The sequence below is a fragment of the Rhodococcus sp. EPR-134 genome (genome assembly GCF_001647205.1).
Classification (GTDB): domain Bacteria; phylum Actinomycetota; class Actinomycetes; order Mycobacteriales; family Mycobacteriaceae; genus Rhodococcus_F; species Rhodococcus_F qingshengii.
The window spans coordinates 1-24,781 of sequence record NZ_LVCT01000549.1; the positions used below are offsets into that span (position 1 = coordinate 1).

The window sequence follows — 24,781 nt, forward strand, 5'->3', positions numbered from 1 at the left end:
ATCGGGATTGGGTGCGAGCAGACCGTTGGAACGGCCGTCCTGGTTGACCGCGGATCCGGCGATCACCGCGAGGATGGAATCTCCGTCACGCTCGGCGTCTTCGAGACGCTTGAGCACGACGAGTCCGCCGCCCTCACTGCGAACGATGCCCTGAGCCTGAGCGGAGAAGGCACGCAGTTTTCCGTCGGGAGCGAGCATCCCGGTCTGATCGAAACCGAGGGTTCCGGGAGGGGCCAGCAGCATGTTGACGCCACCGGCCAGCGCGATGTTGGAGTCACCGCTGCGCAGCGAACGCACAGCCTCGTGAACGGCAACCAGCGAAGACGAACACGCGGTGTCCAGAGCGATGGACGGTCCACGGAAGTCGAAGAAGTACGAGACCCGGTTCGCGACGATCGCCGTCGACGTTCCGGTCAACGCGTACGGATGCGCCGTCGTCGGATCACTGACCGCGAGCAACTGGTAGTCGTTGGCGGAACTGCCGATGAAAACACCGACCTGCTTGCCCTTGAGCCCACTGGCCGGAATGCGAGCGTGCTCGAGTGCTTCCCACGCGAGTTCGAGTGCGAGGCGCTGCTGCGGATCGACGTTGACGACCTCGAGCGGAGACATCGCGAAGAACTCGGCGTCGAAGCCCTTGACGTCGTCGAGGTACCCGCCCTTGGTGTTCGCGTTCTCGACCGCGGCCTTGATGGCGGGATCCGACATGAACTCGGCCCAGCGGTCCTCGGGGAGGTCGCTGATGCCGTCGCGTCCGTCCGCCAGCATTTCCCACATGTCCGAAGGCGTGTGCCCGGCACCGGGGAATCGTGTGGACAGTCCGACGATGGCGATGTCGTGAGCGTCCGTCGTGCCGCCTGAGACGTAGTACGAGGCGTCGACGGTCTCCTGCGGCGCCTCGGGCTCACCTTCGATGATCCGAGTAGCCAGCGAAGCGATGGTGGGGTGTTGATAGGCAACCGTGGCGGTCAGCGTGACGCCGAGCAGATCCTCGATGTCTCCGCTCAGAGCGACTGCGTCCCGCGAGGCGAGCCCGAACTCTTCCATCGGGCGATCGTCCGTGATCGAACCCGCCGGCTGACCGGTCGCGTTGGCGATCCAATTGCGAAGCCACTCACGCAGCTGCGCGACACTCATCTCGCTCACAACGTCTTTGCTCTGCGCACCATCTTGTTCAACCATCAACTCACCAAGCCACCGATCATGAAGGGACTGCTCCTCAAACGCTATCGGGGAATGCGGTCTGCTGATAGCCGCCTCGCAACGTTCCCTCGATATAGCTCGCCTTACACGCGCGGCGAGCGATCTTGCCGCTGGACGTACGCGGAATCGAACCCGCGGGGACGAGCAGGATGTCTCGGGCCGTAACACCGTGACGGGAAGAAATCGCCGCACGCACGGTGTCCGCGATCGGCTGCGGATCGGCCTTGCCTGCGCCGGGAGCACGCTCGGCCACGATGACCAACTGCTCCGAGGAATCGTCGTCGTCGAACTTCAGACCCGAGTGCGTGTTGGAGAACACGACGGACGGCAGCTGGTTGGCCGGTACGGCAAACGCAGCGATGAAGCCGGGGCGCAGAGCCGGGCTGGCTTCCTGAGCCGAAGCCTCGAGGTCCTGCGGGTAATGATTGCGACCGTCGACGATCACGAGGTCCTTGACGCGCCCGGTGATGTACAGCTCGCCGTCGACGTAGACGCCGAAGTCGCCGGTACGCATCCAGTTGGCATCCGCCGGCGTGCCCTCGGTGTGGCTGTCTTCGCTCAACCGATTGTCCAGCTTGTTGTGGAAGGTCTCCGCCGTCTCGTCGGGGCGACCCCAGTAGCCGATACCGATGTTCTCGCCGTGCAACCAGATCTCGCCGACGTGATTGTCGGGGACCTCGGTCAGCGTCTCGGGATCGACGATCGCCGCCCACTGACTGCGCGAGACGTACCCACAGGAGACCTGCGCGATTGCGTTCTCGGAGTACTGGTCGACGATGACCATGCGTCCCTTGTTGAGTTCCGTGCGGTCGACGTAGATGACCTTGGCCTCGTCGGAATGCTTGGTCGAGGAGACGAACAGCGTCGCCTCAGCCATGCCGTACGACGGCTTGATCGCAGTCTTGGGCAGACCGTACTGAGCAAAAGCGTCGTTGAACTTGCGCATCGACGACGTCGTGACCGGCTCACTGCCGTTGATCAGACCGATGACGTTGCTCAGGTCCAGGGTCTCGCCGTCCTTCGGCAGGCCACGCGCGGCAGCGTGCTCGAAAGCGAAGTTGGGAGCGGCAGCAAAGGTGCCGGCGCCGTCGGAAACCGCAGCAAGTTCCTTGATCCACCGGTACGGCCGCTGCACGAAAGCGCGCGGGCTCATGATGGTGATGTACTTGCCGCCCAGAGCAGGCAGGATGACCGTCAGCAGGCCCATGTCGTGGAACAGCGGCAGCCACGTGACACCGCGTGAGTCCTCGTTGAGTTCGATGGAGTCGACCATCTGGAGCGCGTTCGTTCCGACAGCACGATGGGTGATCTCCACGCCGGCGGGAACTCGGGTCGAACCCGAGGTGTACTGCAGGTACGCGATGTCGTCGAGTTCGATGTCGGGACGAACCCACGTTTCACCGACGGTATCGGGAATCGCGTCGACGGCGATGATGCGCGGACGCTCGGCAGCGGGAAGCGAGCGGAACAACTGGCGAACACCGGCCGCCGACGATGCGGCAGTCAGAATCGCAGTCGGCTTGCAGTCACCGAGAACAGCGTGAAGACGGTCGGTGTGACCGGGCTCGTCCGGATCGAAGAGCGGCACCGCGATGGAACCGGCCTGAATGGCCGCGAAGAACGAAATGACGTAGTCGAGTCCCTGCGGAGCAAGAATCGCGACGCGGTCGCCACGCTTGGTGACCTGCTGCAGACGGGCTGCAACAGCGCGCAGACGCACACCGAACTGCTCCCAGGTCAGCTCCAGGGCTTCACCGTCACGCTCGCGTGAGTAGTCGATGTACCGATACGCGAGCTCGTCCGCGTTGACACGCGAGTGTTGCTCGACGTAGTCGACCAGCGTGAAGCCTGGTTGCAGGCGGATCTGGCCCTTCTCGTCGAGAAAGCCATCGAACAGCGCGTTCATTCCATCTCCTCCGAAGCGATCACACAAGCACTGTCTTTCATGCCTGCGCCCCAGACTTCCTTCGCTCTCTCGGGTCCATCTTCGATCAATCGAATCGCACTTTGTGCGCAACTCACCTGAATCACTTCATCGATCCCAAACCATCGATATGTTACAGATTCGCATCGTCCGTATTCTCCGGCCTACTCGCCCGCCAGTAACGGGATGATCGGGGCGAACGCTTCCATCTGCGTCGGGAAGACCCCGACGTACGACATCGACGTCTTCTCGCGGACCAGTCGAATCTGGTCTGCGATTTCCTCGAAAGTGCCCACAGCCAGGTATGGAGAGTTCAACAGCTCCTCCACGCTCAGCTTACGATCCACTTCGATGTTCGGCGGAAAACCTTGGTCCAGAGCGGCGATTGCCATTTCGGCAGCCTGCTCTCGATCGTCGGTGATCATGATCATGGTGATGGTCCAGTTGAGTTCGATCTCATCGAAACGCTCGCCGGCAGCTTCGCGGATCCGCTCGACACGTTCGATGGTCTTTTCCATCGTGATTCCGGAGAGCAGAAGCCGCCCGTCACGGTTGGTCGGTGTGGCGACCGAGATGATGTCCGCGTACTTCGCCGCGAGAGCAAGCATCTTCGGGCCTCCGCCGCCCACGATGATCGGTGGCCGCGGGCCCTGCCGCGGTCGCGGGCTGCCCTTGAGGCCGCGCACCTGATAGTGCTTGCCTTCGAAAGTGCATTCCTGCCCGCGCAGCAGAACGTCGAGAATCTGCAGAGACTCCTCGAGCTTCTCGATGCGAACGCCCGGACTTTCGTAGGCGATGCCGCCCTTGTCGAACTCTTCCTTCATCCAGCCCGCACCGATACCGAGTTCGAGTCGACCACCGGACAGCACGTCGATTGTCGCCGCGTCCTTCGCGAGCACAGCAGGATGACGGAAGCCGTTGGCCAACACGGCGGTGCCGAGACGAATCTTGTCGGTGGCCACCGCGAGCGCTCCGAGAGCGGCGATCGGGCCGACCTGATTACCCAGGTGATCCGGAATCATGAACGAGTCGTAGCCGAGTTCCTCGGCCTTCTGCGCGAGCTTGACGAAGCGTCGCGCACCACCCTCTTCGGCGTTGCCCTCGCCACCGGCCGCAAACCGAAATTTGCGTAGGGCATCGCTGCCGTGGGTGGAACTCATATATCGATCTCCTGTGATGGACACGTACGTCGTACTCGAACTACAAACTCGGACAAATCGAACCTACTCGCCAGTCACTTACGTGACAGCACTGTAGAGGAAGCCCCCGGACCGTGCAGCACTCTACCGGGACCAAACGAGCAGATTACCCGCGAGCGAACTCCCGAGACGCCCGATTGTGACGAATCAACAGTGCGGCGGTGACTCAACTGTGGGGCGGCGTCGGTGCAGCGTCGATCTTCTCCGCAGCCCACTGTGCCATCCATTGGGTGGCCGTCGTGCCGTTCGGATCGACTTGGAAGGAGTTGTACATCGCGTGCACAGGGTTGTTGTAGTACTCGAGCAGTCGCGGCGCCGAACTCAGCCAGTTGGTCGGGTTGAGAGCGGCTGCCGGCGCGTCGCAGATACCGTCGCTCGGCGCGCAGATCTGATAGGTCCGATCGTTGAGGTCACCGAACCCGCCGGGCCTCGGGCCGGTCATCGTGAGACCGGGCAGCTTCAGCCCGTTCAGCGACAGCTCGGCGCCGACACCGGCAACGCTCGGGCCAACGGTGTTCCCGAACGCCGGATCGCGCCGACCGTCGGCGATCAAGCCGACGCCCAGAACCAGATCGGCAGGCACCGCGCCGGTACCGTCGCCGATACTCGCGGCGACGTCACCCGCAATCACCGCGCCCTGGGAAAATCCGGTCAGGACGTAACTCGTGAGCGGGCACTCGGCGTGCCGATTCATCAGAAAGTCGTTAGTGGCAGCAGTTCCCGCGGCCCGACTGTTGTTGTAGGACTGCTGTCCGTCCGGCGGGATCGCCACCGGATTCGAAAACTGTGCGACATACGGAACGGTGTAGACGTCGGCCCGTGAAGTATCGAACTTCTCCTGCAGAGGACGGGTCACGTTCAGCATCAAGGACGCCGGATTGGCCGTCGGGTTGTACGGGTCGTCGGTAGCGCTCGACTCCCACGTACCCGGTATGGCTACTACCTGGACATCGGGGCAACTGGCCGGCTGAGACACCGGAGGCTCCGGGCTCGGCGGGATCGGAGTCGGCGAAGGCACCCGCCCGGCCAGGATGTACCAACCGCCGATCACGACCGCTGCGACCACAAGAATGATCAGCAGCGGGATCAGGCACCCACGACGCTTTCCAGACCTCGCCATGACCCGCGCCTACTTGCAGTAGGTGGCGTTGGCGACGTCGATGTAGATCTGAGCGTTCGCACCTGCCTGCTCGGGAGTGATCTGCTTGCCTTCCGCCGACGCTTCCTGGCCGACGAAGGCGGTCACGAAGGTCAGGACCTCGTCGTCGGTCTGAGGACCGGCAGCGCAGATGTAATTGGCCGTGTTGACGGCGATGCTTCCGTCACCGGCTGGGGTGATGCCCTTCGCCTTCAGTCCGTCGAGGAACTTCTGTGCCTCGGGACTGACCTCGACGACTGTGGGACCCGGGAAGCCCTCGATGCTCTGCGGCTGCTCCGGCGGCGCGGTGGCCGCGGCTCCCGGACTGGTGGGCGCAGCCGACGCCGTCGTGGTCGCAGAGGCGGACGCAGATGCCGAACCGCTCGAGGACGAAGCCGCCGCGGACGTCGTGGTGACCGGATTGGAGGTTGCAGTGGAGTCGTCACTACCGCACGCGACAAGCGCGCCACCGGTGGCGAGCGCCAGGGCGCCGACCGCGATCGCGCGTGCACAAGTGTTTCGGTTACCCGAGAAAAGCGACATCAATGTCCGTCCTTGCCTTCAGTCGAAAGTCCATCAACAGGTTACGCAACGCACGCGGGCGGGCACCGATCCGTGATCGGGCCCGCCCGTCGTGCACCACTGTGAGTTAGTGAACTTCTGTCTTGTCACCGATCACCGTGATGTAGCCGAACTGGAAGTTCTGCTGGACACCACCGGGAATGTCGAACTTGTCACTGATCGGGAATCCGAGTCGTCCACCTTCGTATCCGACTCTCTTCCAACCGTCGAACAGCGGACCGTTCTCGACGGACCATGCACCGGTGCCGGGGCTCCAGTAGATGTTGCCGCCCTCGAACTCGGTGAAGCGTCCGTTGTCCTTGATCGGAACCTCGTTCGACTTCGGGAATCCGAGCCAGCCGTTTTCCCAGCCGAGTTCGCCGTACTTGCCCATGATCATTCCGAGAACCGCGTGAGTTCCGTTGGCGCTGCTGTACATTGCGCCGATCTCGAATCCCTGGACCTTGCCCGGCTTGCCGGGGGTCGCGATCTCGTCGGCAGTCGGGTAGCCGAGCGGGCCACCTTCCCAACCCTGTGCGGACCACTCGGCGAGGATGTCGCCGCTGACGGGGTGAGCGCCGGTCTGCGGGGTCCAGTAGATGGAGCCGTTCTGGAAGTGGTTGAAGCGTCCGCGTCCGTCGGGGGTACCGAGTTCGGGGGTACGCGGGAAGCCGAGCGGGCCGGCCGCTGCTCCGGTGTTCATGTACGCGCCGGCGATACGACCGGCGACGGGCTGGGCGCCCGTTCCACTGGTGAAGTAGATGCGACCGTTGCGGAAGTCCTGTGCCAGGCCACCCGCGACGCTGTACTCGGGGGTGATGCAGTCACCGATCCAGCCGTTGGCTGCGGCCGTCGCACCGATCTCACCCGAAGTGCCGCAAGCCGGCTTCTCGACCTCGACGCCGATGGCGTTGGCCAACTGCGGCCACAGCTGATGAAGCTCGAACTGCCAGTACGGCCACGAGTGGGTTCCGGACGGGCGGTAGTTGACCTGCGCGGGGATTCCGAGCTGGTTGAGCTTGGTCGCGAAGGTCTGCGAGGTCAGGCGAGCGAGGATCTCGAGGCCCATGCCTGCGTAGTTGGTGCTCACGCCGGGAATTCCCGACGGCTGGTCGTACGGGCCGGTCGTACCGCTACCACTCGAGACGTACAGGCTGACGCCCTTGAGCTTCTCGGCGAGCGCGTACGGATCGTGTGCAGCCCACTGCGGGTTGGACGGCGGTCCCCACATCGCGGCGGAGTTGTATCCACCGGCGTCGGTCATCGCGAACTGGATTGCCTGAGGCATGCCGAGCGAGGTGGTGGTGAGGATGCCGGAGAGCGAAGCGGCGAACTTGAAGAAGCCGGGGTTGCGCGCCGTGAGGAACATGGCGGACGTGCCGCCCATCGACAGACCGACGACACCGCGTGTCTGCGTGGTCCGCCAGTCCTTTTCGAGGATGGGGGGCAGTTCCTTGGTCAGGAACGTCTCCCACTGGTAGTTCTTGCCGTTGTCGGGCTGGAGCCAGTCGGAGTAGAAGCTGGACTGACCGCCGACCGGGAGGATGACGTTGACGTTCTTGTCCGCGTAGAAGGACTCGGCGTCGGTCTCGTAGGTCCAGGCGTTCTCGTTGTCGGTCGCGCGAAGACCGTCGAGCATCCAGACCGAGGGGAAGCTGGCCGACGGATTGACGTTCCAATCGCGGGCCAAGAGGATCTGCACCTGAATCGGGGTGCCCATCGCGGGAGAGTTCACCCACAGCGCGACGCGACGCTCGCTGAGCCAGTCGACCTTCGTGACCGCTGCTCCGGTGGGGTTCTGGGTGGCGGCCGGTGCGGCCTGAGCAGGTGCCGGCGCGGCTGCCGCGGTTCCGGCCGTCGTCAAGCCCGCGGCGATCGGCAGAACCAGCATCGCTGCCAGTGCGCCGACGACCTTTGTCCGGAAGGTTGCCCGGGACCGGCGACGGTCCTCCGTGGCAAGGCCTACTCGCATGAGCTCACTCTCTTTCCTTACGTTCGGTCCGCGCGTCGATCGTGTGGCCGCCTGAGCAGCCAGACCCCCGTTGAAACTATTTCTACACGCAAACGATCCCCGCTTGGGGTAGCCGCGCTGTTACTGGTGGTGCAATTGTTACTGACATCGGGCGCTTGTGCAGCACCTGAATACACAAGTGCCGTCCCGGTTCTCCTTCGAGGAGTCCGGAACGGCACTGGTGAAGTGACTAGGTCACGGGATCGCGCACGATCACCAAGCGTTCATGGTGTCGAGGATCTGGCCGCGAGCCTTCCACAGCTCTGCCGACCAGTACGGCCACGAGTGCGTGCCGTTGGACGGGAAGCTGTAGGTGGCCGGGATACCCAGCGAGTTCATGCGGATCTGGAATGCACGAGTGTTGACCAGGGCGAGAGCCTCGAGGCCCATGCCGTTAGCCGTGTTGTAGTAGTCGATCGGTGCGCGCGGGTGGTCGTATTCACCGGGCAGGCCGCTTGCCGACGAGATGTACATCGACAGGCCCTGCAGACGCGGTGCGAAGACGAACGGGTCGTTGCGCAGCCAGGACGGGCTCCACGGCGGTCCCCACATGGAGTCGACGTTGAAGCGACCGGCATCGAGCATTGCGACGCGGATTGCCTCGCGCATGCCCGGAGCCGAGATGTTCAGGTAGCCCGACAGCGAGCCGGCGAACTTGAACTGGTCACGGTGGTAAGCAGCCAGCGTCAGAGCAGCGCTGCCACCCATCGAGAGGCCGAGGACCGCGTTGTTGGTGGGCGAGACGCCGTAGTTCGCGAGGAAGTTGGGGAGTTCTTCGGTGAGGAAGGTTTCCCACTTGTACGTGATCTGCTGGCCGTTGAAGTTCGACGGTGCATACCAGTCGCTGTAGAAGCTGGACTCGCCGCCGACGGGCATCACGAGGGTGATGTTGTCGTTGCGGTACTGGTCCATCGCATTGGTCTCGAAGCTCCACGCGTTGGCGTCGTTACGCGCACGCAGGCCGTCGAGGAGGTAAAGGGCAGCGTTTCCGCCGCGAGCGGCCCACTGGACCTGGACCTTGATGTTGCCCATCGAGGAGGGCACCCACAGCTCGTCGTATCCGCCGGAGGGGGCGGTGTGGCTGGGAGCAGTGTGCGCAGGCGCAGCAGAGGCGACAGCACTACCGGCAACTCCTGCAGCAAGGGGGAGCACAAGTGCTGCGGCACCGATGGCCAACGCTCGGTGCTTGAGGCGCTGGGTCAGCCTCTTTCTGGCAAAACGCATGGATACTGCTCTCTCTCTTCGTCTGCGGAACCCACTCGGTGGAGTGGTTCCGGCGGATTCCGTCGGGGAACAGGCTTTTCTGCCAGCCCGAACGAGTTCGGGTCGGCAGCGGACCTCTTCCAAGTCACACTGCGCTCGCTGGACTTTATGTCACAGGTTCAGCTGTGACAAATAGGTGGACCGTTACGTCCCAATCCGCGAGCAACACCGTCATCACCCCTCGGGGGTGATTCAGGTTAGGTGAATCGTCTTCGAGTACATCGTGGCCAATCAATTCGGTGTTACTGAATCGAAATATTCAAACCCTCAACAGTCGGTGATGCTGATCACATCACCTGGGTGACTCCGGTGGAACGAGACCGCAGCGTTCCAATTCGTAGGCCGGAACCCGGTCGAATCGGTACTTCGCGAAGTCGAATGCCTGCTGGAAGTTCTGTTTGAATCTGGCCCAGGTCAGCTCGGAGCGGTACGACGTGAGTAGCTCCTGAGTTTCCGGGCAGGTGATGGCCAGCTTTGCGTCCGCAACCCAGTCTTCGTCGAGGAAGAACGGCAGCCACGGTCGAACGTCGATCATTCCCGTGTCCGCGACCACCCAGTCCGGATAGAGATTCTTGTCGTGCCCGATCCGGCCGTCCTCGAGTCGCTCGGTGTGAGCTGCCAGGGGGTACGCCAGCCCCATCTGATCGAGCACCCGAACGTCGAGGCCGACGTTCATGCTCGTCATTCCGAGGTTGAGGAAGAAGACGACGTGCTCGGCCGGCTCTTCGATCGGTCCGGGTGGTGGGACGACGAACCAGGAGTCGTAGCTCGCGGAGGGCAGCAGCAGCCCACCCTCCGGAGTCCGCGCGATGGTCTCGACCATGGCACGCATTCGCGGATAGTCGAGGTAGTCCTCGGCCAGGATCGGATGCTTGTGACCGGTGTTGAGTGCGTAGAACGCTCGCTCGTCGACGATTCCCGAGCGACCCACCACGGATCCTTCGGGCATACCCGTCGTGTTCGCGGCGAAGAAGGCCCAGATGATCGTGCCGATCCACAGCACCGCCGAGACTCCGAAGATCGCGGTGTCGCGATTACTTCCGAACGCTGCCCGCGCCGGCACCCGCAACGGAATGACCGCCACCGGGATGAGCAGGCAGAACAGCACCGGCAACAGGACGCGGCCGTGCATGAAGTCGCCGCCGACGCGCAGAGAGTAGATCCCGAGGATCAGCCCACTGCCGAGAATGAAGGTGACAATCGCCCGCGGCGTGCGCAGAAACTGCTGAAAGCGCTGCCACAGCGGGCGTGCGGGTTGATCTGCGGTGGCGGTAGGTGTGTCCGCTCGGCTTCGCCACACGAGCAGCAGCGCACCGATGAGCAGGAACAGCAACGGCAACCAGAGCAGGTACGGCCCGACCAGGTTCCACAGGTAAGCAAAACCCTGCGCCCACTTCGCGCCACCGGCGTCCTTCGACACCGCGGTGTTCGGGTACGGCAAGGCGTAGTAGCCCATTCGCCAGATCTGATAGGCCACCGGGACAAGTCCGGCGACGACGACGATCAGTGTGCGAATCTTCCAGGTCAGGCCTGCGGAGAGAACGATCATCATCAACGCGGCAGCACCGGGAATCGCCATCTCGGGTCGAACCAGTGGTCCGAGTCCGGCCACGAACGAGAGAGTCAGGATCGACGCCGTGGACGGCGTCGACGCCTGCGCCCACCGAACGAGCAGTAGCCACAGGAGCGCGATCCAGAAGATCACCAAGCAAGTCTCGAGCCCGGAAGTGGCGAAATCTCGCGCAGGCGGAACCGCGATGTAGACGAGAACACCCGCCGGTACCAGCAGGATCGTTCCGCCCGCCGACGGCCGAACGCCGCGGTACAGACGACCGGTGCCGAGCATCGCCAACACGACGGCAGCAGTCGAGAGTACTAGCGCGATCGTCAGAACAACGTATTCGAGACGGATCTGCGTGAGCCAACTGAACGCGTAGACGATGTACGTCCACGCGGTACTCGTGTTCGCCTCGACACGCTCACCCGCGTTGAAGACCGGGCCGTTCCCCGCGAGCAGGTTGCGGACGGTTCGCAAGACGATGAGTCCGTCGTCGGCGATCCAGCGACGCTCCCACGCACCCCAGAACATGAGGGCAGCAGCAAGCACCACCCCGCCGAGAAAAACTCCTCGACTGAGGGTGGTGCGATTCGCCGCAGTGTCGACGTGCGGGTCGGCCTCGGTGCGTGGCTCAGACGAGGTAGACAGCGACACCCACTACTCCGATCCACGCAATCGCGAGGAGTTGCAGCACCCGGTCACCGAGCGCGATCTCCTCAGGCTCTCCGGCTTCGCCGCCGTCGACGTCCACCGCGTATCGCAGCACCGCGATGGTGAACGGCACCATCGAGATGGCGTACCAGTTGGTGCCCTTGATGGCGTCCTGTTGGAACGCCCACAGTCCGTAGCAGAGGACCAGCGTCGTCGCTGCCATCGTCCACACGAAACGCAGGTACGTCATCGTGTAGCTCTCGAGGGACTTACGGATCTTGGCGCCGGTCTTCTCGGCCAACTGCAGTTCGGCGTAGCGCTTGCCTGCCGCCATGAAGAGTGAGCCGAACGCCATCATCAGCAGGAACCACTGCGAGAGATCGATCTCGGCGGCAACGCCACCGGCGATCGCTCGAAGCAGGAAGCCGGACGAGACGATGCAGATGTCGATGACGGCCTGATGCTTGAGACCGAAGCAGTAGGCGAGCTGGATGACGATGTACACGCCCATGACCACGGCGAGTTGCCAGTTGGCCAGGAAGGACAGCCCGATCGCACCGGCAAGCAGCACGACTGCCATGCCGTAGGCGATGTTGACGGGTAGAACGCCGGCCGCGATGGGACGGAATCGCTTCGTGGGGTGAGCACGGTCGGCTTCGACATCCATCGCGTCGTTGACGAGATAGATGCCTGATGCCGCCATACAGAACACGACGAACGCCAGCGCGACGGGCAACAGCACGTCGGCTTCGGTGGCGGTTCCGGCCGCGATGGGCGCTGCCAGCACAAGGACGTTCTTGACCCACTGACGTGGGCGAAGTGCCTTGACGATGCCGGCGGGCAGGGACTTCGGGGGTCCGCTGACCGTAGCCGGTTCCTCGCTCATTTATCTCCACATTTCTGTTCGGCTCTGGCTTCTTCGACCCGGCGAACTACCGCCGCGGATGCGGCTCCCAGTGCCGCTCCGGCGAGTACGTCGGTCGGGTAGTGAACTCCCAGGACCAGACGCGAGAGCATCATCGGGGGCACCAGCAACGCCGGTAAGGGTAGCCCGGTGAGCCGACCGATCAGCACAGCCGCCGCCGTCGTCGACGTCGCGTGTGATGACGGGAAGCTGAGCTTGCTCGGTGTCGAGACGTTGACCTGCACCGAAGGATCGGAAGGTCGCTTGCGCCTGACCACTCGTTTGATCACCACGGAGGCGGCGTGTGCACCGAATGCTCCGACGGCTGCTCCGGCCCATTCACGTCGACGCGGCTTGTCCACAGCAGCACCGACGGCAGCGATCGCGATCCACCCGAGGGAGTGCTCACCGAAGTGAGACATACCGCGGGCGACCTTGACGGCTCCCGGCAGCTGCCCGACGGTCGACTGAATCCCGGCCAGAATCTGTACTTCAGGAGATGCCGAAGACACGTTCCCACCTTTCCGTGCTGGTCAGTGAAGGAACGGCGTCCTGGTACTGCTTCTTGAGCTCGGGGAAACGGGCGGCGAGTTCGCGGCGCAACCGTGTTGCTTCCTTGAGCAGTTCGAGCGCGAGTTTCGGGTTTCGCTTGCGGTAGACGACGCCGCGACCGTCGGCCGTGGTGACGGTGACGCCGTCGACCTGCGAGAGCAGGAACCAACGGGCGTCGATGGTCGGAACATTGAGCTGAGGGCGCTCGAGGTGTTCCGGCTTGGCCGGCTTCACGTTGTGCACTCCGGCCCTGAGGACCCGGGTGATCTTCGCGACGGTCGACAGCGGCAGGCTCACGTCTCCGACATCCGCACCGGAGGGCAGCGGCAACGCAGTCGACGACGGCAGTACGACGGCGTCGGAGAATTCCTTGCGCTGGGCGTGGACCTCACCGAGTGCCGTCGGCAGCATGTTCGCGACGTGCTCGGGTCCGGCGAGGAAGTCCGCGATGGCCTTGTTCTGGATCGCGACGGTGGAGTACTCGAGGCACAGCAGGTGCTTGAGCGTTGCCTTCACCGTGTTGACCACGAGGCCACGGCCGTTGCCCGGCATGTGGAGCGCGGCCACCACCAGACGGTTACGGAGGTGGAAGTACGCCTGCCAGTCGATGGCGTCGTCCTTGTCGCTCCACGCCATGTGCCAGATCGCGGCACCGGGCAGAGTGACGGTCGGGTATCCGGCTTCCTTTGCGCGCAAACCGTATTCGACATCGTCCCACTTGATGAAGAGCGGCAGCGGCTGCTTGAGTTCTTCGGCGACCTGGCGCGGGATCATGCACATCCACCAGCCGTTGAAGTCGACGTCGATGCGGCGGTGCAGGAGCTTCGACTCGCGCAGCGGTTTCTTCGAGAAATCGTGGTCGTATTCGACGTTCGGCGCCGCGGACCACATGAAGGTGCCGCGGTTGACCACTTCACCCATCACGTGGAGGTGGCTTCGTTCCTGCAGGTTGAGCATCTGCCCACCCACCAGCATCGGCGACTTCGCGAAACGCGAGAACGAAAGCGCACGCAGAATCGAGTCCGGTTCGATCTCGATGTCGTCGTCCATGAACAGGATGTGCTGGCACTGCGTCGTCTTGAGTGCCTCGTACATGATTCGGCTGTATCCGCCCGAGCCGCCGAGGTTGCCCTGATCGTGAATGGCGAGCCGATCACCGAGCGCTGCAGCAGCTTCGGCGAATCCGGGTTCGTCACGCACCTTGCGGGTGCCCTGATCCGGCATGATGACGGCCTTGATCACGTCCGACACCAGCGGATCCGAAGCCAGTGCAGCAAGCGCCTTGACCGCGTCGGTCGGACGGTTGAACGTCGGAATACCAACGGCGACAGTCGCTTCGCCGGGAGCCTCGACGGGCGCGTACCAGCCGCCGCTCTCGACGACCACTGCCGTATCGGTGGTGATGTCGAACCAGATCCAGCCACCGTCCTCGAACGGCGCCAGTTCCACCTCGAACTCGACCGCGGCATCGCCGTCGGCAAATTCCTTGCCTTCCACGTGAATTCGCGAGGAATCCGCCTTGGAACGGTAGATGTCGACGCGGCCGTGGCCGGACAGCTCGAGACGAAGGACCACCGATTTCAGGATGGACCATCGACGCCAGTAGCTGGCAGGGAACGCGTTGAAGTACGTGGCGAACGAGACCTCGGTCTCGGCGCCGAGCGCTACCGACGTGCGCGAGGTCGAGTGCGCCCGCCGACTGTTGGACCAGGACTCTTCCAAGTACAACGTGCGGACGTCGAGCGGCTCACCGGCGCGGGGCAGGATGATCCGCTGAAGCAGGGACTTGCCGAGGTAGGTCACCTCGTCGCCGCTGACGGCATCTTCGCCTTCGAGTAGATGACGTGCGTTCATTCGCTCTCCCCTGCCAATTCCGCACCCGTTTCGAGATGCGGGCGCAGGGTGTTCTCGAACATCGTCAGCGCGCTGGCGATCGCCATGTGCATGTCCAGGTACTGGTAGGTGCCGAGACGCCCACCGAAGAGGACCTTGTTCTCCGCGGTCTCCTTCTTGGCGCGTGAGCGGTACGCGGAGAGCTTCTCGCGATCCTCTGGAGTGTTGATCGGGTAGTACGGCTCGTCCTTCGCCTCCGCGGCACGTGAGAACTCACGCATGATGACGGTCTTGTCGGTCGGGTACTCGCGCTCCGGATGGAAGTGACGGAACTCGTGGATACGGGTGAACGGCACGTCGGCGTCGTTGTAGTTCATGACCGGGGTGCCCTGGAAGTCTCCGGTGGGCAGAACCTCGGTCTCGAAATCGAGGGTGCGCCATCCCAGTGCACCTTCGGAGTAGTCGAAGTAGCGGTCGAGCGGGCCCGTGTAGATGACAGGGGCGTCGGGGCTGGCGGTGCGCAGTTCGTCGCGGACGTCGAAGTAATCGGTGTCGAGGCGGACCTCGATCTTCGGATCCTTCGCCATGTTCTCGAGCCACGCCGTATATCCGTCGACGGGCAGGCCCTCGTACGTGTCGTTGAAGTAGCGATTGTCGAAGTTGTAGCGGACCGGCAGGCGGGCGATATTCGCCGCGGGCAGCTCGGTGGGGTCGGTCTGCCACTGCTTAGCCGTGTAGTCACGCACGAACGCTTCGTAGAGCGGGCGCCCGATCAGGGAGATCGCCTTCTCTTCGAGATTGGAGGCGTCCTTCGAATCGATCTCGCTGGACTGCTCGGCGATGAGGGCGCGTGCTTCTTCGGGAGTGAAGTACCGACCGAAGAACTGCGACACGAGACCGAGTCCCAGCGGGAACTGGTACGCCTGCCCCTTGTGCAGCGCGAAGACGCGGTGCTGGTAGTTCGTGAACTCAGTGAACTGGGTGACGTAGTCCCAGACCTTCTTGTTGGAGGTGTGGAACAGGTGGGCACCGTACTTGTGGACCTCGATGCCGGTCTCCGGCTCTGCCTCCGAGTATGCGTTCCCCCCCAGGTGGTGACGGCGATCCAACACCAGCACGCGCTTACCCAGCTGGGTAGCGGCACGCTCGGCGATGGTCAGCCCGAAGAATCCCGAACCGACGACGATCAGGTCGTACTGGGCACGGGCGGTCTCTGAATTTGCAGCGGTCACGATGAACCAGGGTATCGGACCTGTTCGGAAGCCGAGGGTTGGATGCGTCACCAGGGACTATGGCCCCCGTTTCCTGATTTCAGCATCACTGGCGGCTGCCACTCCCAAATTGCTTGGCAAAACCAACGATTGTCTTGCCAATCATTGGTCACACTGCTTATATTTTGGGAACAGCAACCATCAAGTGCATTCGAGGGAGATCATCGTGATCCAGGAACTGTCGTATATCAGAGTCGCGTCACCCAGGGCTCAGGACTGGAGAAAGTACGGAACCGGACTTCTGGGCGCGAAACTGTCACCAGACGGGCCGGATGGCGCAATCCGGCTCGCAGTAGACGACGTCAACTATCGAATTGCCGTCCACCCCGGCAAGGTAGACGAATTCCTGTACGCCGGTTGGGCAATGGCCAATGAATCCGATCTTCACTCGTTCGCCGCGCACCTCGACCGGAGCGGCATCACGCTGCACGACGGCAATCCCGACCTGCTCGCCGAGCGGCAAGTCGCCGAACTCGTGTGGTTCACCGACCCATGGGGAACTCGACACGAGATTTCGTGGGGAAAGGCATCGACGCCACTGTCGTTCACACCGGGTCGTGTCATGCGCGGCGGATTCGTGACCGGAGATCAAGGCCTGGGCCACATCGTTTTACAGGTACCGAATATCGAGGAAACCAACAAGTTTTACGTGGATGTGCTGGGTTTCCGACTATCGGACCGGATCACCAACGACCAATTCACCGTGCGCTTCTATCACGTCAACGGACGTCATCATTCACTTGCACTGGCCGAATATCCCGGCCACGTCGGATTCAACCACCTCATGCTCGAAGTCGAATGCATGGACGATCTCGGACGCCTGATCGATCTTCTCGACAGCCACGACACCGAGGTCATGCAAACGCTGGGGCGCCACACCAATGACCTGATGACGTCGATCTACATCGGCAGCCCGTCCGGTCTGCAGATCGAGTACGGGTTCGGTGGACTCACCGTTGACGATCTGAGTTGGGTGGCAAGAACTTACAACCAACCGAGTTACTGGGGCCACAAGCGTCCAGCCGAGACGAGCAAAAGAGTACCCGGAATCATCAGGCCTCTGACGGCCGCGCCGTCTGCCCCGTGAGCTTGGCGGATACGACCGTCAATGTCTCACGTTCCCGATCGGTCAACGACTCGAAGACCTCTTGCTCGACGCCGTCGAGGGCCGCATCACCCTCGATCAACTTCGCTACTCCGGAGTCCGTGATCGAAACGACCTGCCTACGCCGATCAGATTGATCACGTTCGCGCACAACGTATCCCGACTCCTGCAGACTGTCGAGATAGGCAACGATGTCACCGGGGTCGACCACCACTCGGGAAGCAAGCTCCTTTTGATGGCATGGGCCGAGTTCATCGAGTGTGCTGAGAATGGCGTGATGATTGGGCAGCAGTCCGACGCGAGACAAAGCCTCCGCGTACGACTGCCTCACGCGGAGTGCGGCTTTGACCAAGCCGTATCCGATCCGACTCGAAAGCGGCCTGCCGGAGAGCGATGGCGTCGATTCGGTCGCAGGCATTGGCCCATTCTATGCAGGCCTCGCAACATATATCGAAGGTGCCATCGGGCGATCGTCCTCGTTCAACCGAACCGTGATCGGTTCGTCGACCGGAAAGTGTGCGGGAAGTAGAAGCAGTCCCTTCGACGCGCAGCGTTCGAGAAGTTCGCGGCGGGTGACCCTCGCGATCTCCGGATCCGCGTCGCCGCCCTGACTGAGGTCCGGGTACAGAAACTGGATCGGATGGTGGATCACATCGCCGGAGATGACGGCGCCGCCGTCGGCAGTGCGGATCTCGATCACGATGTGACCCGGCGTGTGGCCGGGCGCGCTGCGCACGACGACGCGTGTGCCTTCGGACTCGGCCAGGACGTGGCCGTCGTCGACCGCCTCCCACTTCGCCCCGTCCAGAACGGGACGGACGCTGTCCTCGAAGGTCTGCGCCAGATCCGAGACCACTCCTTCGTGTGGACCGTCGGCGGCGAGTTGTTGGAGCGCGGCCAGTTCGGTGCGATCGAAAATGTAGGTCGCGCGGGGGAAGGTAGGCCGCCAGGTTTCGGCGTCGAGGGCGGTGTTCCAGCCACAGTGGTCAGGGTGCAGATGTGTGCTGACCACCAGATCGACGTCGTCGACGGACACACCGGTGGCTGCGAAGCGTGCGAGGTAGTCGGTACCGAACATGTGATGCGGCAAGAGGTTCGGCCGGTGCTTGCTGTTGCCGTTGCCGGTGTCGACGACGACGGCCTTGCCGCCGATCTCCACCAGGTAGGTGTGGATGGCAAGCACGAGGTCACCACTACCCTCGTCGAAGAACTCCGGTGCCAGCCGCGCCGACGCTTCACTGATCTCGGCCTCACTCGCCTGGGGAAAGAGCTCTCGCGGCGGAAACGGCCAGTGCGCCAGCTCTGTCAGTTGGGTGACGCGTGCCGACCCGACTTCGATGGTGAAGCTCATCAGTGTTTGCCTTCCGAACAGCTCGATACCGCTTGTGGGCACACACAAAGGCACCCACCGAAATGCTCGGTGGGTGCCTGGTCGGTGTCAATGGTTTTCGACGCCGGTGATTAAAGACTCTTCGCGATGATGCCCTTCATCACTTCGTTGGCGCCGGCGTAGATCTTCTGGACGCGGGAGTCCTCGTACATGCGCGCGATCGGGTACTCACGCATGTAGCCGTATCCGCCGTAGAGCTGCACGCACCGGTCGACGACGGCGCATTGCTGCTCGGTGAGCCAGTACTTGACCATCGCGGCGTCTGCGCCGTCCAGCTCGCCGTTGAGGTGATCCTCGATGCAGTTGTCGAGGAAGACACGGCAGGTGCGTGCGATCGTCTGGCACTCGGCCAGCTCGAAGGCGGTGTTCTGGAACTCGAAGAGGCTGTGCCCGAACGCTTGACGCGCCTTGGTGTATGCGACGGTCTCCTCGACTGCACGCTCGATGGTGCCGATGGCCTGCGCGCCGATGATGAGGCGTTCCTGCACCAGCTGCGCCATCAACTGACCGAAGCCGAGCCCCTCGGACTCACCGAGGAGGTTCGAGACGGGAACGCGAACGTCGGTGAAGGACAGCTCCGACGTATCGGCGCCGTGCTGACCGACCTTGTCGAGCACGCGGCCGACCGCAAAGCCTTCGCAGTCACGAAGATCCACAATCAGGAGCGAGACACCCTTGGCGCCCGCCTTGGGGTCGGTCTTGACGGCAAGCACGATCATGTCTGCGCTGCCACCATTGGTGATGAAGGTCTTCGACCCGTTCACGACGTAGTGGTCACCGTCACGGATCGCGGACGTGGTGATTGCCTTGAGGTCGGAACCTGTTCCGGGCTCGGTCATTCCGATGGCGCCGAGGATTTCGCCCGTCGCCATACCTGGCAGCCAGGCCTTCTTCTGCTCTTCGCTTCCGTACTCGAGCACGTAGTGGGCGACGATGCCACTGTGCACGGAGTTACCGAGCGCATAGTCACCGCAGTAGCCCTGCGCCTCGAAGACAGCGAGATCGTGCGCGAAAGTTCCACCGCCCCCGCCGTATTCCTCGGGAATCGAGCAGCACAGCAGGCCGAGCTTGCCGGCTTCGAGCCACACGGACCGGTCGACGCGATGCTGAGCGTCCCACTGCTCACGCTTGGCGATCAGTTCACGATCGAAGAAACCACGGGCCAGTTCGGCTACTGCGGTGATCTCGTCGTCGTGCCACGACGGCTTGCGCTTGGTCGCCATGATCAGACCCGCTTCAGCAGGGCAGCGAGTGCCTGACCGCCGCCGATGCACATGGTGACGATGCCGAATTCGAGGTCGCGGCGGACCATGTCGCGTGCGGCACGCAGGGTCAGGATGGCTCCGGTGGCGCCGACCGGGTGTCCGAGGGCGATCGCTCCGCCGTACGGGTTGGTCTTCTCCGGATCCAGGCCACTGTCACGGATGACGGCGATGGCCTGCGAAGCGAACGCCTCGTTGACCTCGGCGGTGCCGATGTCGGAAGGCTTCAATCCTGTTTGTGCAAAGAGCTTTTCGAGAGCGAGCACGGGAGCGTAGCCCATCAGGCCGGGCTCCATGGCTGCCGTCGTGACGGTTTCGAGCGTGACCAGTCCGGTGAGACCGCGCTTGGCTGCCTCGGTGCCCGTCGCGAGGACGAGTGCGCCGGCGCCGTCGTTGATGCCCGACGCGTTACCGGCGGTGACGGATCCGCCCTCTTCGAATGCGGGGCGCAGCTTGGCGAGGGTTTCGACGGTGGTTCCGGGCTTGGGATGCTCGTCCTCGGTGACGGTGACGGAGCGCCGACCACCGGTCTCGACGGGAGTGATTTCCTCGGCGAATGCCGCCTTCGCTGCGTCGGTAGCGGCACGGCGCTGAGATTCGACGGCGAACTCGTCCTGCTGCTCGCGACTGACGCCGTACTTACGGGCGACGGCTTCGGCAGTGCGGCCCATGTGAGCCTTGCTGAACGGGTCGGTGAGCATCGCGACGGTGCCGTCGACGAGGCTGCGATCGCCGAGCTTGTAGCCCGAGCGGGCGGCGAAGTCGTAGAAGGGCATGCGAGACATGCTCTCGTCACCGCCGGCGAGCGTGATGGCAGCTGCGCCCCATCGCATCTGCATCGCCGCAGACCACACAGCCTGCAGACCGCTGCCACAGAGGCGGTTGACGGTGTAGGCGGGGACGTTCTCGGGCAGTCCGGCGGCGATGCCGACGCGGCGTGCGTTGTAGGCGTCCGGGCCGACCTGGCCGATGCAGCCCATGACGACCTCGTCGATGTCTTCTGGCGCAACGCCGGCGCGGCTCAGCGCGGCCTTGGCTGCTGCGGCGCCCAGCTCGTGTGCGGGTACGTCCTTGAAGACGCCGCCGAAGCTACCGACGGGGGTCCTGGCCCCGTCGACGATGACGATCGGTTCGGGTGTGGTCATGATTGTCCCCATCTGCTGTGCTCACGTCGATTTCTCTGTCCGTGGCCGATACTAGGACATCGAAGTATCTCGCAGATGGGGACGTTGGTGTCAGGGTGTGGGAGCGCTCTCGGCGACGGGCACGACCTCGGCGTCGGTGTCGGTGTCTTTGTGGTTCCGGTAGCGGTAGAGCCCGATACCCACGAGGATCGCTGCAAGTCCCAGGGACACGATCATCTGGCTGCGCGTCGAGTCCAGGGTGAGCATTCCGATGCAGAGCGCGATGATGGCGGCGATCGTGGCGTAGGTCAGGTACGGGAAGAACCACATCTTGAGTTCCAGCTCCTGGCCCGAAGCTTCGAGCTTGCGGCGGGTGCGCAGCTGGGACACCGAGATGACCAGCCAGACGAACAGCGCGATCGCACCGGAGGAGTTGACCAGGAACAGGAAGACCTTGTCCGGGGAGAGGTAGTTCATGCCGACGGTGAGGAAGCCGACGATCGTCGAGACCAGGACAGCGCGCATCGGGACGCCGGTCTTCTCGATACGTGAGAGCGACTTGGGGGCGTCGCCGCGGCCGGCGAGGGAGAAGATCATGCGGCTCGCGGTGTAGAGACCCGAGTTGAGGCAGGACAGAACCGACGTGAGGACGACGACGTCCATGATGTTGCCCGCGGCCGGAATGCCGTAGGAGTCCATGACGGCGACGTACGGGCTGAGTGCAACCGACGCGCTGTCCCAGGGAAGCAGGGTGACGACCACCGCGATCGAGCCGATGTAGAAGATGAGAATTCGCCAGACGACGGATTTGACGGCTGCGCGAACAGCTTCGAGCGGGTTGGCCGATTCACCGGCGGCGATCGTGGCGATTTCGGCCCCGAAGAACGAGAACACGACCACAAGGACTGCGGCGAGCATCGCTCCTGTTCCGTTCGGCAGGAAGCCGCCGTGACCGGTCAGGTTTGTCATTCCGGGTGCTTCGACGCCGGGCATCCATCCGCAGATCGCCACGATGCCCATGCCGAGGAACGCGATGATGGCGACGACCTTGATGGAGGCGAACCAGAACTCGAACTCGCCGAACGACTTGACCGAGATGATGTTGGTCAGCGTCAGCACGATCATCAGAATCAATGCCCAGGTCCACTGGGGAACCCCCGGAACCCAGCGATTCATGATGAGGGCACCGGCGGTGGCCTCGATGCCGAGCACGATGATCCAGAACCAGGCGTACAGCCAGCCGATCGAGAAGCCCGCCCAGCGGCCGATGGCCTTGTCGGCGTACGAGGAGAACGAGCCGGTTTCCGGCGACGCTGCCGACATCTCACCGAGCATGCGCATCACGAGGATGACGACGACGCCGGCAAGCGCGTAGGAAATCAGGACACCGGGTCCCGTCTCCTGGATCGCCACACCGGAGCCGACGAACAGTCCGGCGCCGATGACGCCTGCGATCGCAATCATCGACAGATGCCGCTTCTTCAGCGTGTGCTGAAGTGCCGGCTGGTCTGTACTGGACATCAGTACTCCTTGTGGGCTGTTCGGAACGTGGATCTCGGCGGCGCTCTATCCGGAGCGCATTTTCGATAGCGCCAGTGTCGGACCTTCGGCAAGCTCGCGTCAGGCTCCACTTTGTACAAACGTGACCGCAGGCACTACAAAGTGGCGAGTTCGAGGTGTCAGACTGGACTCATGCCCATCACGCTCCGCCAGCTTTGTGCGACCGAACAGTTCGGCCTTCGCGTCCTGGCTGGGCACGACCAGCTCGATCGCACCCTGACCTGGGCACATGTCTCCGAACTTCCCGACCCGACGCCCTTCCTCGACGGCGGTGAACTACTACTCATCACCGGGGTGTCACTACCGACGACGGCCGCGGAAACGACCCGATTCGTACGGACCCTGGTGGCGGCCGGAATTGCCGGAATCGGTTTCGGAACCGGCCTCGGATACGAGCAGGCGCCACAGACTCTGGTGGATGCGGCCACCCGTTTCAGTGTGCCCCTTCTCGACGTCCCATTGCGAACACCTTTCATCGCCCTGACCAAAGCGGTGTCGAAGGCGCAATCCGACGACGACATGAAAGCGCTGCGCAGCAATTACCAGAGCCTGCGGCGACTGCTTCAAGCTGCGGTGACGGTCAACGGCACCCGGGCAGTCGTACGACGGGTGGCGGAATTGATCGGCGGATGGGCGGCTCTGCTGGACTCGGCCGGACATACCGTCGAGATCTCACACACCGCCGCGGCCGCCGGAATCGAGCGAACTGCCCCCGAGCGCGACGCCCGCCCGATGGAAGTCAGTTTCCTCACGAGTGAGAACGAGGACGTCATCTCCCATCCGCTGCTGACGTCGAGGGGAAAGCTGATGGGGTACCTCGTCGCCGGCTGCCCCGGCGCCGTCGGTTCACTGAATCAGGGCATCGTCATCGCAGCCGCGTCTCTGCTCACGTTGATGACGGCTCGAACCCGAGACGCACAGCTGACGATGAACCACCTTCGTACCGTTGCGATGCATCAGCTGTTCGAGGGACAGAATGCGCTCGCCCGCAACATCTCCGGGGAACTGTGGGGAGGATTTCCGGTCGAGCCTTTCCAGGTCTTCCACGTAGCGGGCCCGAGTGGCCTGCTCGAGAGCGTGTCCGTCTCACTGCTCGACGGTCTCAGCCGTGATCTGGCGTTCGGCATCACCGACGGTGCACTGATTGCCGTCGTCTCGGCTACCGACAGCGGGCGAATCCTCGCCCGTGTCAACGAAATCGACGTCACCGTCGGCGTGTCGGACATGCTGTGGTGGGACGATCTCTCGCGCGCCAGACGCCAAGCCGCGCAAGCAGCAGCCGAGGCCGGTGCCCGCAACCTGCCTTCGATGCGGTTCGCCGAACTCTCGGAGAGCGGATTGTCCGCATTTCTCGACCAGGATCGCTCGACGGCATTCGCGGCGGCACACTTGCGCCCGCTTCTGGAAGCGAAGGGCGGTAGCGATCTCTACCGGACCTTGGCCATGTGGTTGGCACACAACGGGGTGGGCGACGCCGCAGCCACAGCGCTGAATATTCATCGGCATACGTTGCGCAGCAGACTCGCTCGGATCGAGAGCCTTCTCCAGCTCGACCTCGGCTCCCCCACGGAACGTGCGGAGTTGTGGCTCGAGTACCGCCTGCTCGGCGACGCCCCGACCATCTGACCGACAACCAACGAACCCTGAACGACCTGAAGGGCCTCCGCCGGGTTACGGCAGAGACCCTTCAGAGTCGATACGTGCGAGTCGCTACCGACCGACCTTCCCCTAGCTTCCGCCCGTCGGTATCCACTCGCGGAGCACGTTGGCATCAACTACCTGCGCGCCCAAAACCTTTGTCCAGATGATGGTTCCGTTTTCGTAGACACGGAAAGTGCCTGCTTCGGAGGGCAACTGCATCTCCGGGCCGGCAGGAGCACCGAGAGAGCCGCTTTCACCGCCGAGCTCCCGATACTTCTTCTCGATCTGCGTCTCCGTAACCGTACCCGATGGATCGCCGGATGGCGAATTGGATTCCGGCACTGTCGATTCCGAATCCGGTGCCACTACCACACCCGCACCGTCACCGATGGTGAACCAGTCGGATTTCAGGCCGAGTTTCTGGCGGAACTGAATTCCGGTGGCGCCAACAGTTGCATCTGTTCCGACTACCTCGACTGCCGTCACTCGCCCGCCGTCGGTACCGAATCCGTTGCGCGAGAGAATCTTGAGCGATTGCAGCTCACCCACATCGAAGGCGTCCGCAATCTGCCCTGCGGTCAGATTCACTGTCCAGTCATGATTCGGAGAAAGGGCATCACCGAGAGCCTCG

Annotated in this window: 20 protein-coding genes; 2 read left to right on the forward strand and 18 right to left on the reverse strand. The window is 63.2% G+C overall.

Annotation, left to right across the window (positions count from 1 at the left end):
• From A2J01_RS24675 to glf, 12 genes are all read right to left on the reverse strand, one after another.
• Positions 1-1,182 (reverse strand): type I polyketide synthase (locus tag A2J01_RS24675; RefSeq protein ID WP_231915901.1); only part of this gene is annotated, 1,182 nt, incomplete at its 3' end.
• A gap of 37 nt (positions 1,183-1,219) precedes the next feature.
• Positions 1,220-3,109 carry a long-chain-fatty-acid--AMP ligase FadD32 gene (gene fadD32, locus A2J01_RS24680; protein WP_003943899.1) on the reverse strand — a complete coding sequence of 630 codons (1,890 nt, stop codon included), beginning with the start codon at positions 3,107-3,109 and terminating at the stop codon, positions 1,220-1,222.
• Between the two features lie 182 nt (positions 3,110-3,291).
• Positions 3,292-4,287 (reverse strand): LLM class F420-dependent oxidoreductase, encoded by a 996-nt coding sequence (locus tag A2J01_RS24685; protein WP_007731815.1) that lies wholly within the window; start codon positions 4,285-4,287, stop codon positions 3,292-3,294.
• A 205-nt stretch (positions 4,288-4,492) separates the two neighbouring features.
• Positions 4,493-5,446 (reverse strand): cutinase family protein, encoded by a 954-nt coding sequence (locus A2J01_RS24690; RefSeq protein WP_064113796.1) that lies wholly within the window; start codon positions 5,444-5,446, stop codon positions 4,493-4,495.
• Positions 5,447-5,455: 9 nt separating this feature from the next.
• Entirely contained in the window at positions 5,456-6,007 is a 552-nt protein-coding gene (locus A2J01_RS24695; protein WP_003943980.1) for a DUF732 domain-containing protein, read from the reverse strand.
• A gap of 106 nt (positions 6,008-6,113) precedes the next feature.
• Entirely contained in the window at positions 6,114-7,997 is a 1,884-nt protein-coding gene (locus A2J01_RS24700; protein WP_064113797.1) for an alpha/beta hydrolase-fold protein, read from the reverse strand.
• A 252-nt stretch (positions 7,998-8,249) separates the two neighbouring features.
• Positions 8,250-9,260, reverse strand: coding sequence for an alpha/beta hydrolase (locus A2J01_RS24705; RefSeq protein WP_007731818.1), 1,011 nt, complete (start codon positions 9,258-9,260; stop codon positions 8,250-8,252).
• 331 nt (positions 9,261-9,591) lie between these two features.
• Positions 9,592-11,511 carry a flagellar motor control protein ZomB gene (gene zomB, locus A2J01_RS24710; protein WP_030535822.1) on the reverse strand — a complete coding sequence of 640 codons (1,920 nt, stop codon included), beginning with the start codon at positions 11,509-11,511 and terminating at the stop codon, positions 9,592-9,594.
• The gene (locus A2J01_RS24715; protein WP_003943808.1) at positions 11,489-12,394 is read right to left on the reverse strand and encodes a decaprenyl-phosphate phosphoribosyltransferase; all 906 of its coding nucleotides are present in this window, start codon (positions 12,392-12,394) and stop codon (positions 11,489-11,491) included. The genes zomB and A2J01_RS24715 overlap by 23 nt, the downstream gene beginning before the upstream one ends.
• On the reverse strand, positions 12,391-12,924 hold the full coding sequence (locus A2J01_RS24720; protein WP_003943893.1) for a phosphatase PAP2 family protein: 534 nt from the start codon (positions 12,922-12,924) through the stop codon (positions 12,391-12,393). The genes A2J01_RS24715 and A2J01_RS24720 overlap by 4 nt, the downstream gene beginning before the upstream one ends.
• Entirely contained in the window at positions 12,905-14,818 is a 1,914-nt protein-coding gene (locus A2J01_RS24725; RefSeq protein WP_064113798.1) for a glycosyltransferase, read from the reverse strand. The genes A2J01_RS24720 and A2J01_RS24725 overlap by 20 nt, the downstream gene beginning before the upstream one ends.
• Entirely contained in the window at positions 14,815-16,029 is a 1,215-nt protein-coding gene (gene glf, locus A2J01_RS24730) for a UDP-galactopyranose mutase (protein ID WP_064113799.1), read from the reverse strand. Before glf ends, A2J01_RS24725 begins: the two co-directional genes overlap by 4 nt.
• A 205-nt stretch (positions 16,030-16,234) precedes the next feature.
• Between glf and A2J01_RS24735 the strand changes: the two genes are divergently transcribed.
• Positions 16,235-17,155 (forward strand): VOC family protein, encoded by a 921-nt coding sequence (locus tag A2J01_RS24735; RefSeq protein WP_082900955.1) that lies wholly within the window; start codon positions 16,235-16,237, stop codon positions 17,153-17,155.
• Here the strand turns inward: A2J01_RS24735 and A2J01_RS24740 are convergent.
• The 5 genes from A2J01_RS24740 to A2J01_RS24760 all read right to left on the reverse strand — a co-directional run bounded on the left by A2J01_RS24740 (position 17,121) and on the right by A2J01_RS24760 (position 22,470).
• Positions 17,121-17,591 carry a MarR family winged helix-turn-helix transcriptional regulator gene (locus A2J01_RS24740; RefSeq protein WP_064113800.1) on the reverse strand — a complete coding sequence of 157 codons (471 nt, stop codon included), beginning with the start codon at positions 17,589-17,591 and terminating at the stop codon, positions 17,121-17,123. The genes A2J01_RS24735 and A2J01_RS24740 overlap by 35 nt on opposite strands.
• Positions 17,592-17,600: 9 nt before the next feature.
• Positions 17,601-18,524 (reverse strand): MBL fold metallo-hydrolase, encoded by a 924-nt coding sequence (locus A2J01_RS24745; RefSeq protein WP_064113802.1) that lies wholly within the window; start codon positions 18,522-18,524, stop codon positions 17,601-17,603.
• Between the two features lie 110 nt (positions 18,525-18,634).
• Positions 18,635-19,786 carry an acyl-CoA dehydrogenase family protein gene (locus A2J01_RS24750; protein ID WP_007731824.1) on the reverse strand — a complete coding sequence of 384 codons (1,152 nt, stop codon included), beginning with the start codon at positions 19,784-19,786 and terminating at the stop codon, positions 18,635-18,637.
• 2 nt (positions 19,787-19,788) lie between these two features.
• A complete protein-coding gene (locus A2J01_RS24755; RefSeq protein WP_007731825.1) occupies positions 19,789-20,970 on the reverse strand; it encodes a thiolase family protein in 1,182 nt (393 codons plus the stop codon).
• A gap of 90 nt (positions 20,971-21,060) precedes the next feature.
• Positions 21,061-22,470: an amino acid permease gene (locus A2J01_RS24760; protein ID WP_003943879.1), complete on the reverse strand. Its 1,410-nt coding sequence runs from the start codon at positions 22,468-22,470 to the stop codon at positions 21,061-21,063.
• A 171-nt stretch (positions 22,471-22,641) separates the two neighbouring features.
• Here A2J01_RS24760 and A2J01_RS24765 point away from each other — a divergent pair, with 171 nt between their 5' ends.
• Positions 22,642-24,135, forward strand: a complete 1,494-nt coding sequence (locus tag A2J01_RS24765) for a PucR family transcriptional regulator (protein WP_003943944.1) — start codon at positions 22,642-22,644, stop codon at positions 24,133-24,135.
• Positions 24,136-24,237: 102 nt separating this feature from the next.
• Here A2J01_RS24765 and A2J01_RS24770 read toward each other — a convergent pair.
• The coding region (locus A2J01_RS24770; RefSeq protein WP_442971579.1) for an LGFP repeat-containing protein at positions 24,238-24,781 on the reverse strand (544 nt) is incomplete at its 5' end.

What these genes read in the sequence shown, in the direction of transcription:
- A2J01_RS24725 (WP_064113798.1), bottom strand. Translation starts at nt 14,818, where the DNA reads ATGAACGCACGTCATCTACTCGAAGGCGAAGATGCCGTCAGCGGCGAC.
- A2J01_RS24690 (WP_064113796.1), bottom strand. Translation starts at nt 5,446, where the DNA reads ATGGCGAGGTCTGGAAAGCGTCGTGGGTGCCTGATCCCGCTGCTGATC.
- A2J01_RS24715 (WP_003943808.1), bottom strand. Translation starts at nt 12,394, where the DNA reads ATGAGCGAGGAACCGGCTACGGTCAGCGGACCCCCGAAGTCCCTGCCC.
- A2J01_RS24705 (WP_007731818.1), bottom strand. Translation starts at nt 9,260, where the DNA reads ATGCGTTTTGCCAGAAAGAGGCTGACCCAGCGCCTCAAGCACCGAGCG.
- A2J01_RS24695 (WP_003943980.1), bottom strand. Translation starts at nt 6,007, where the DNA reads ATGTCGCTTTTCTCGGGTAACCGAAACACTTGTGCACGCGCGATCGCG.
- A2J01_RS24745 (WP_064113802.1), bottom strand. Translation starts at nt 18,524, where the DNA reads ATGAGCTTCACCATCGAAGTCGGGTCGGCACGCGTCACCCAACTGACA.
- A2J01_RS24685 (WP_007731815.1), bottom strand. Translation starts at nt 4,287, where the DNA reads ATGAGTTCCACCCACGGCAGCGATGCCCTACGCAAATTTCGGTTTGCG.
- A2J01_RS24760 (WP_003943879.1), bottom strand. Translation starts at nt 22,470, where the DNA reads ATGTCCAGTACAGACCAGCCGGCACTTCAGCACACGCTGAAGAAGCGG.
- A2J01_RS24700 (WP_064113797.1), bottom strand. Translation starts at nt 7,997, where the DNA reads ATGCGAGTAGGCCTTGCCACGGAGGACCGTCGCCGGTCCCGGGCAACC.
- A2J01_RS24755 (WP_007731825.1), bottom strand. Translation starts at nt 20,970, where the DNA reads ATGACCACACCCGAACCGATCGTCATCGTCGACGGGGCCAGGACCCCC.
- A2J01_RS24740 (WP_064113800.1), bottom strand. Translation starts at nt 17,591, where the DNA reads ATGCCTGCGACCGAATCGACGCCATCGCTCTCCGGCAGGCCGCTTTCG.
- fadD32 (WP_003943899.1), bottom strand. Translation starts at nt 3,109, where the DNA reads ATGAACGCGCTGTTCGATGGCTTTCTCGACGAGAAGGGCCAGATCCGC.
- A2J01_RS24750 (WP_007731824.1), bottom strand. Translation starts at nt 19,786, where the DNA reads ATGGCGACCAAGCGCAAGCCGTCGTGGCACGACGACGAGATCACCGCA.
- A2J01_RS24765 (WP_003943944.1), top strand. Translation starts at nt 22,642, where the DNA reads ATGCCCATCACGCTCCGCCAGCTTTGTGCGACCGAACAGTTCGGCCTT.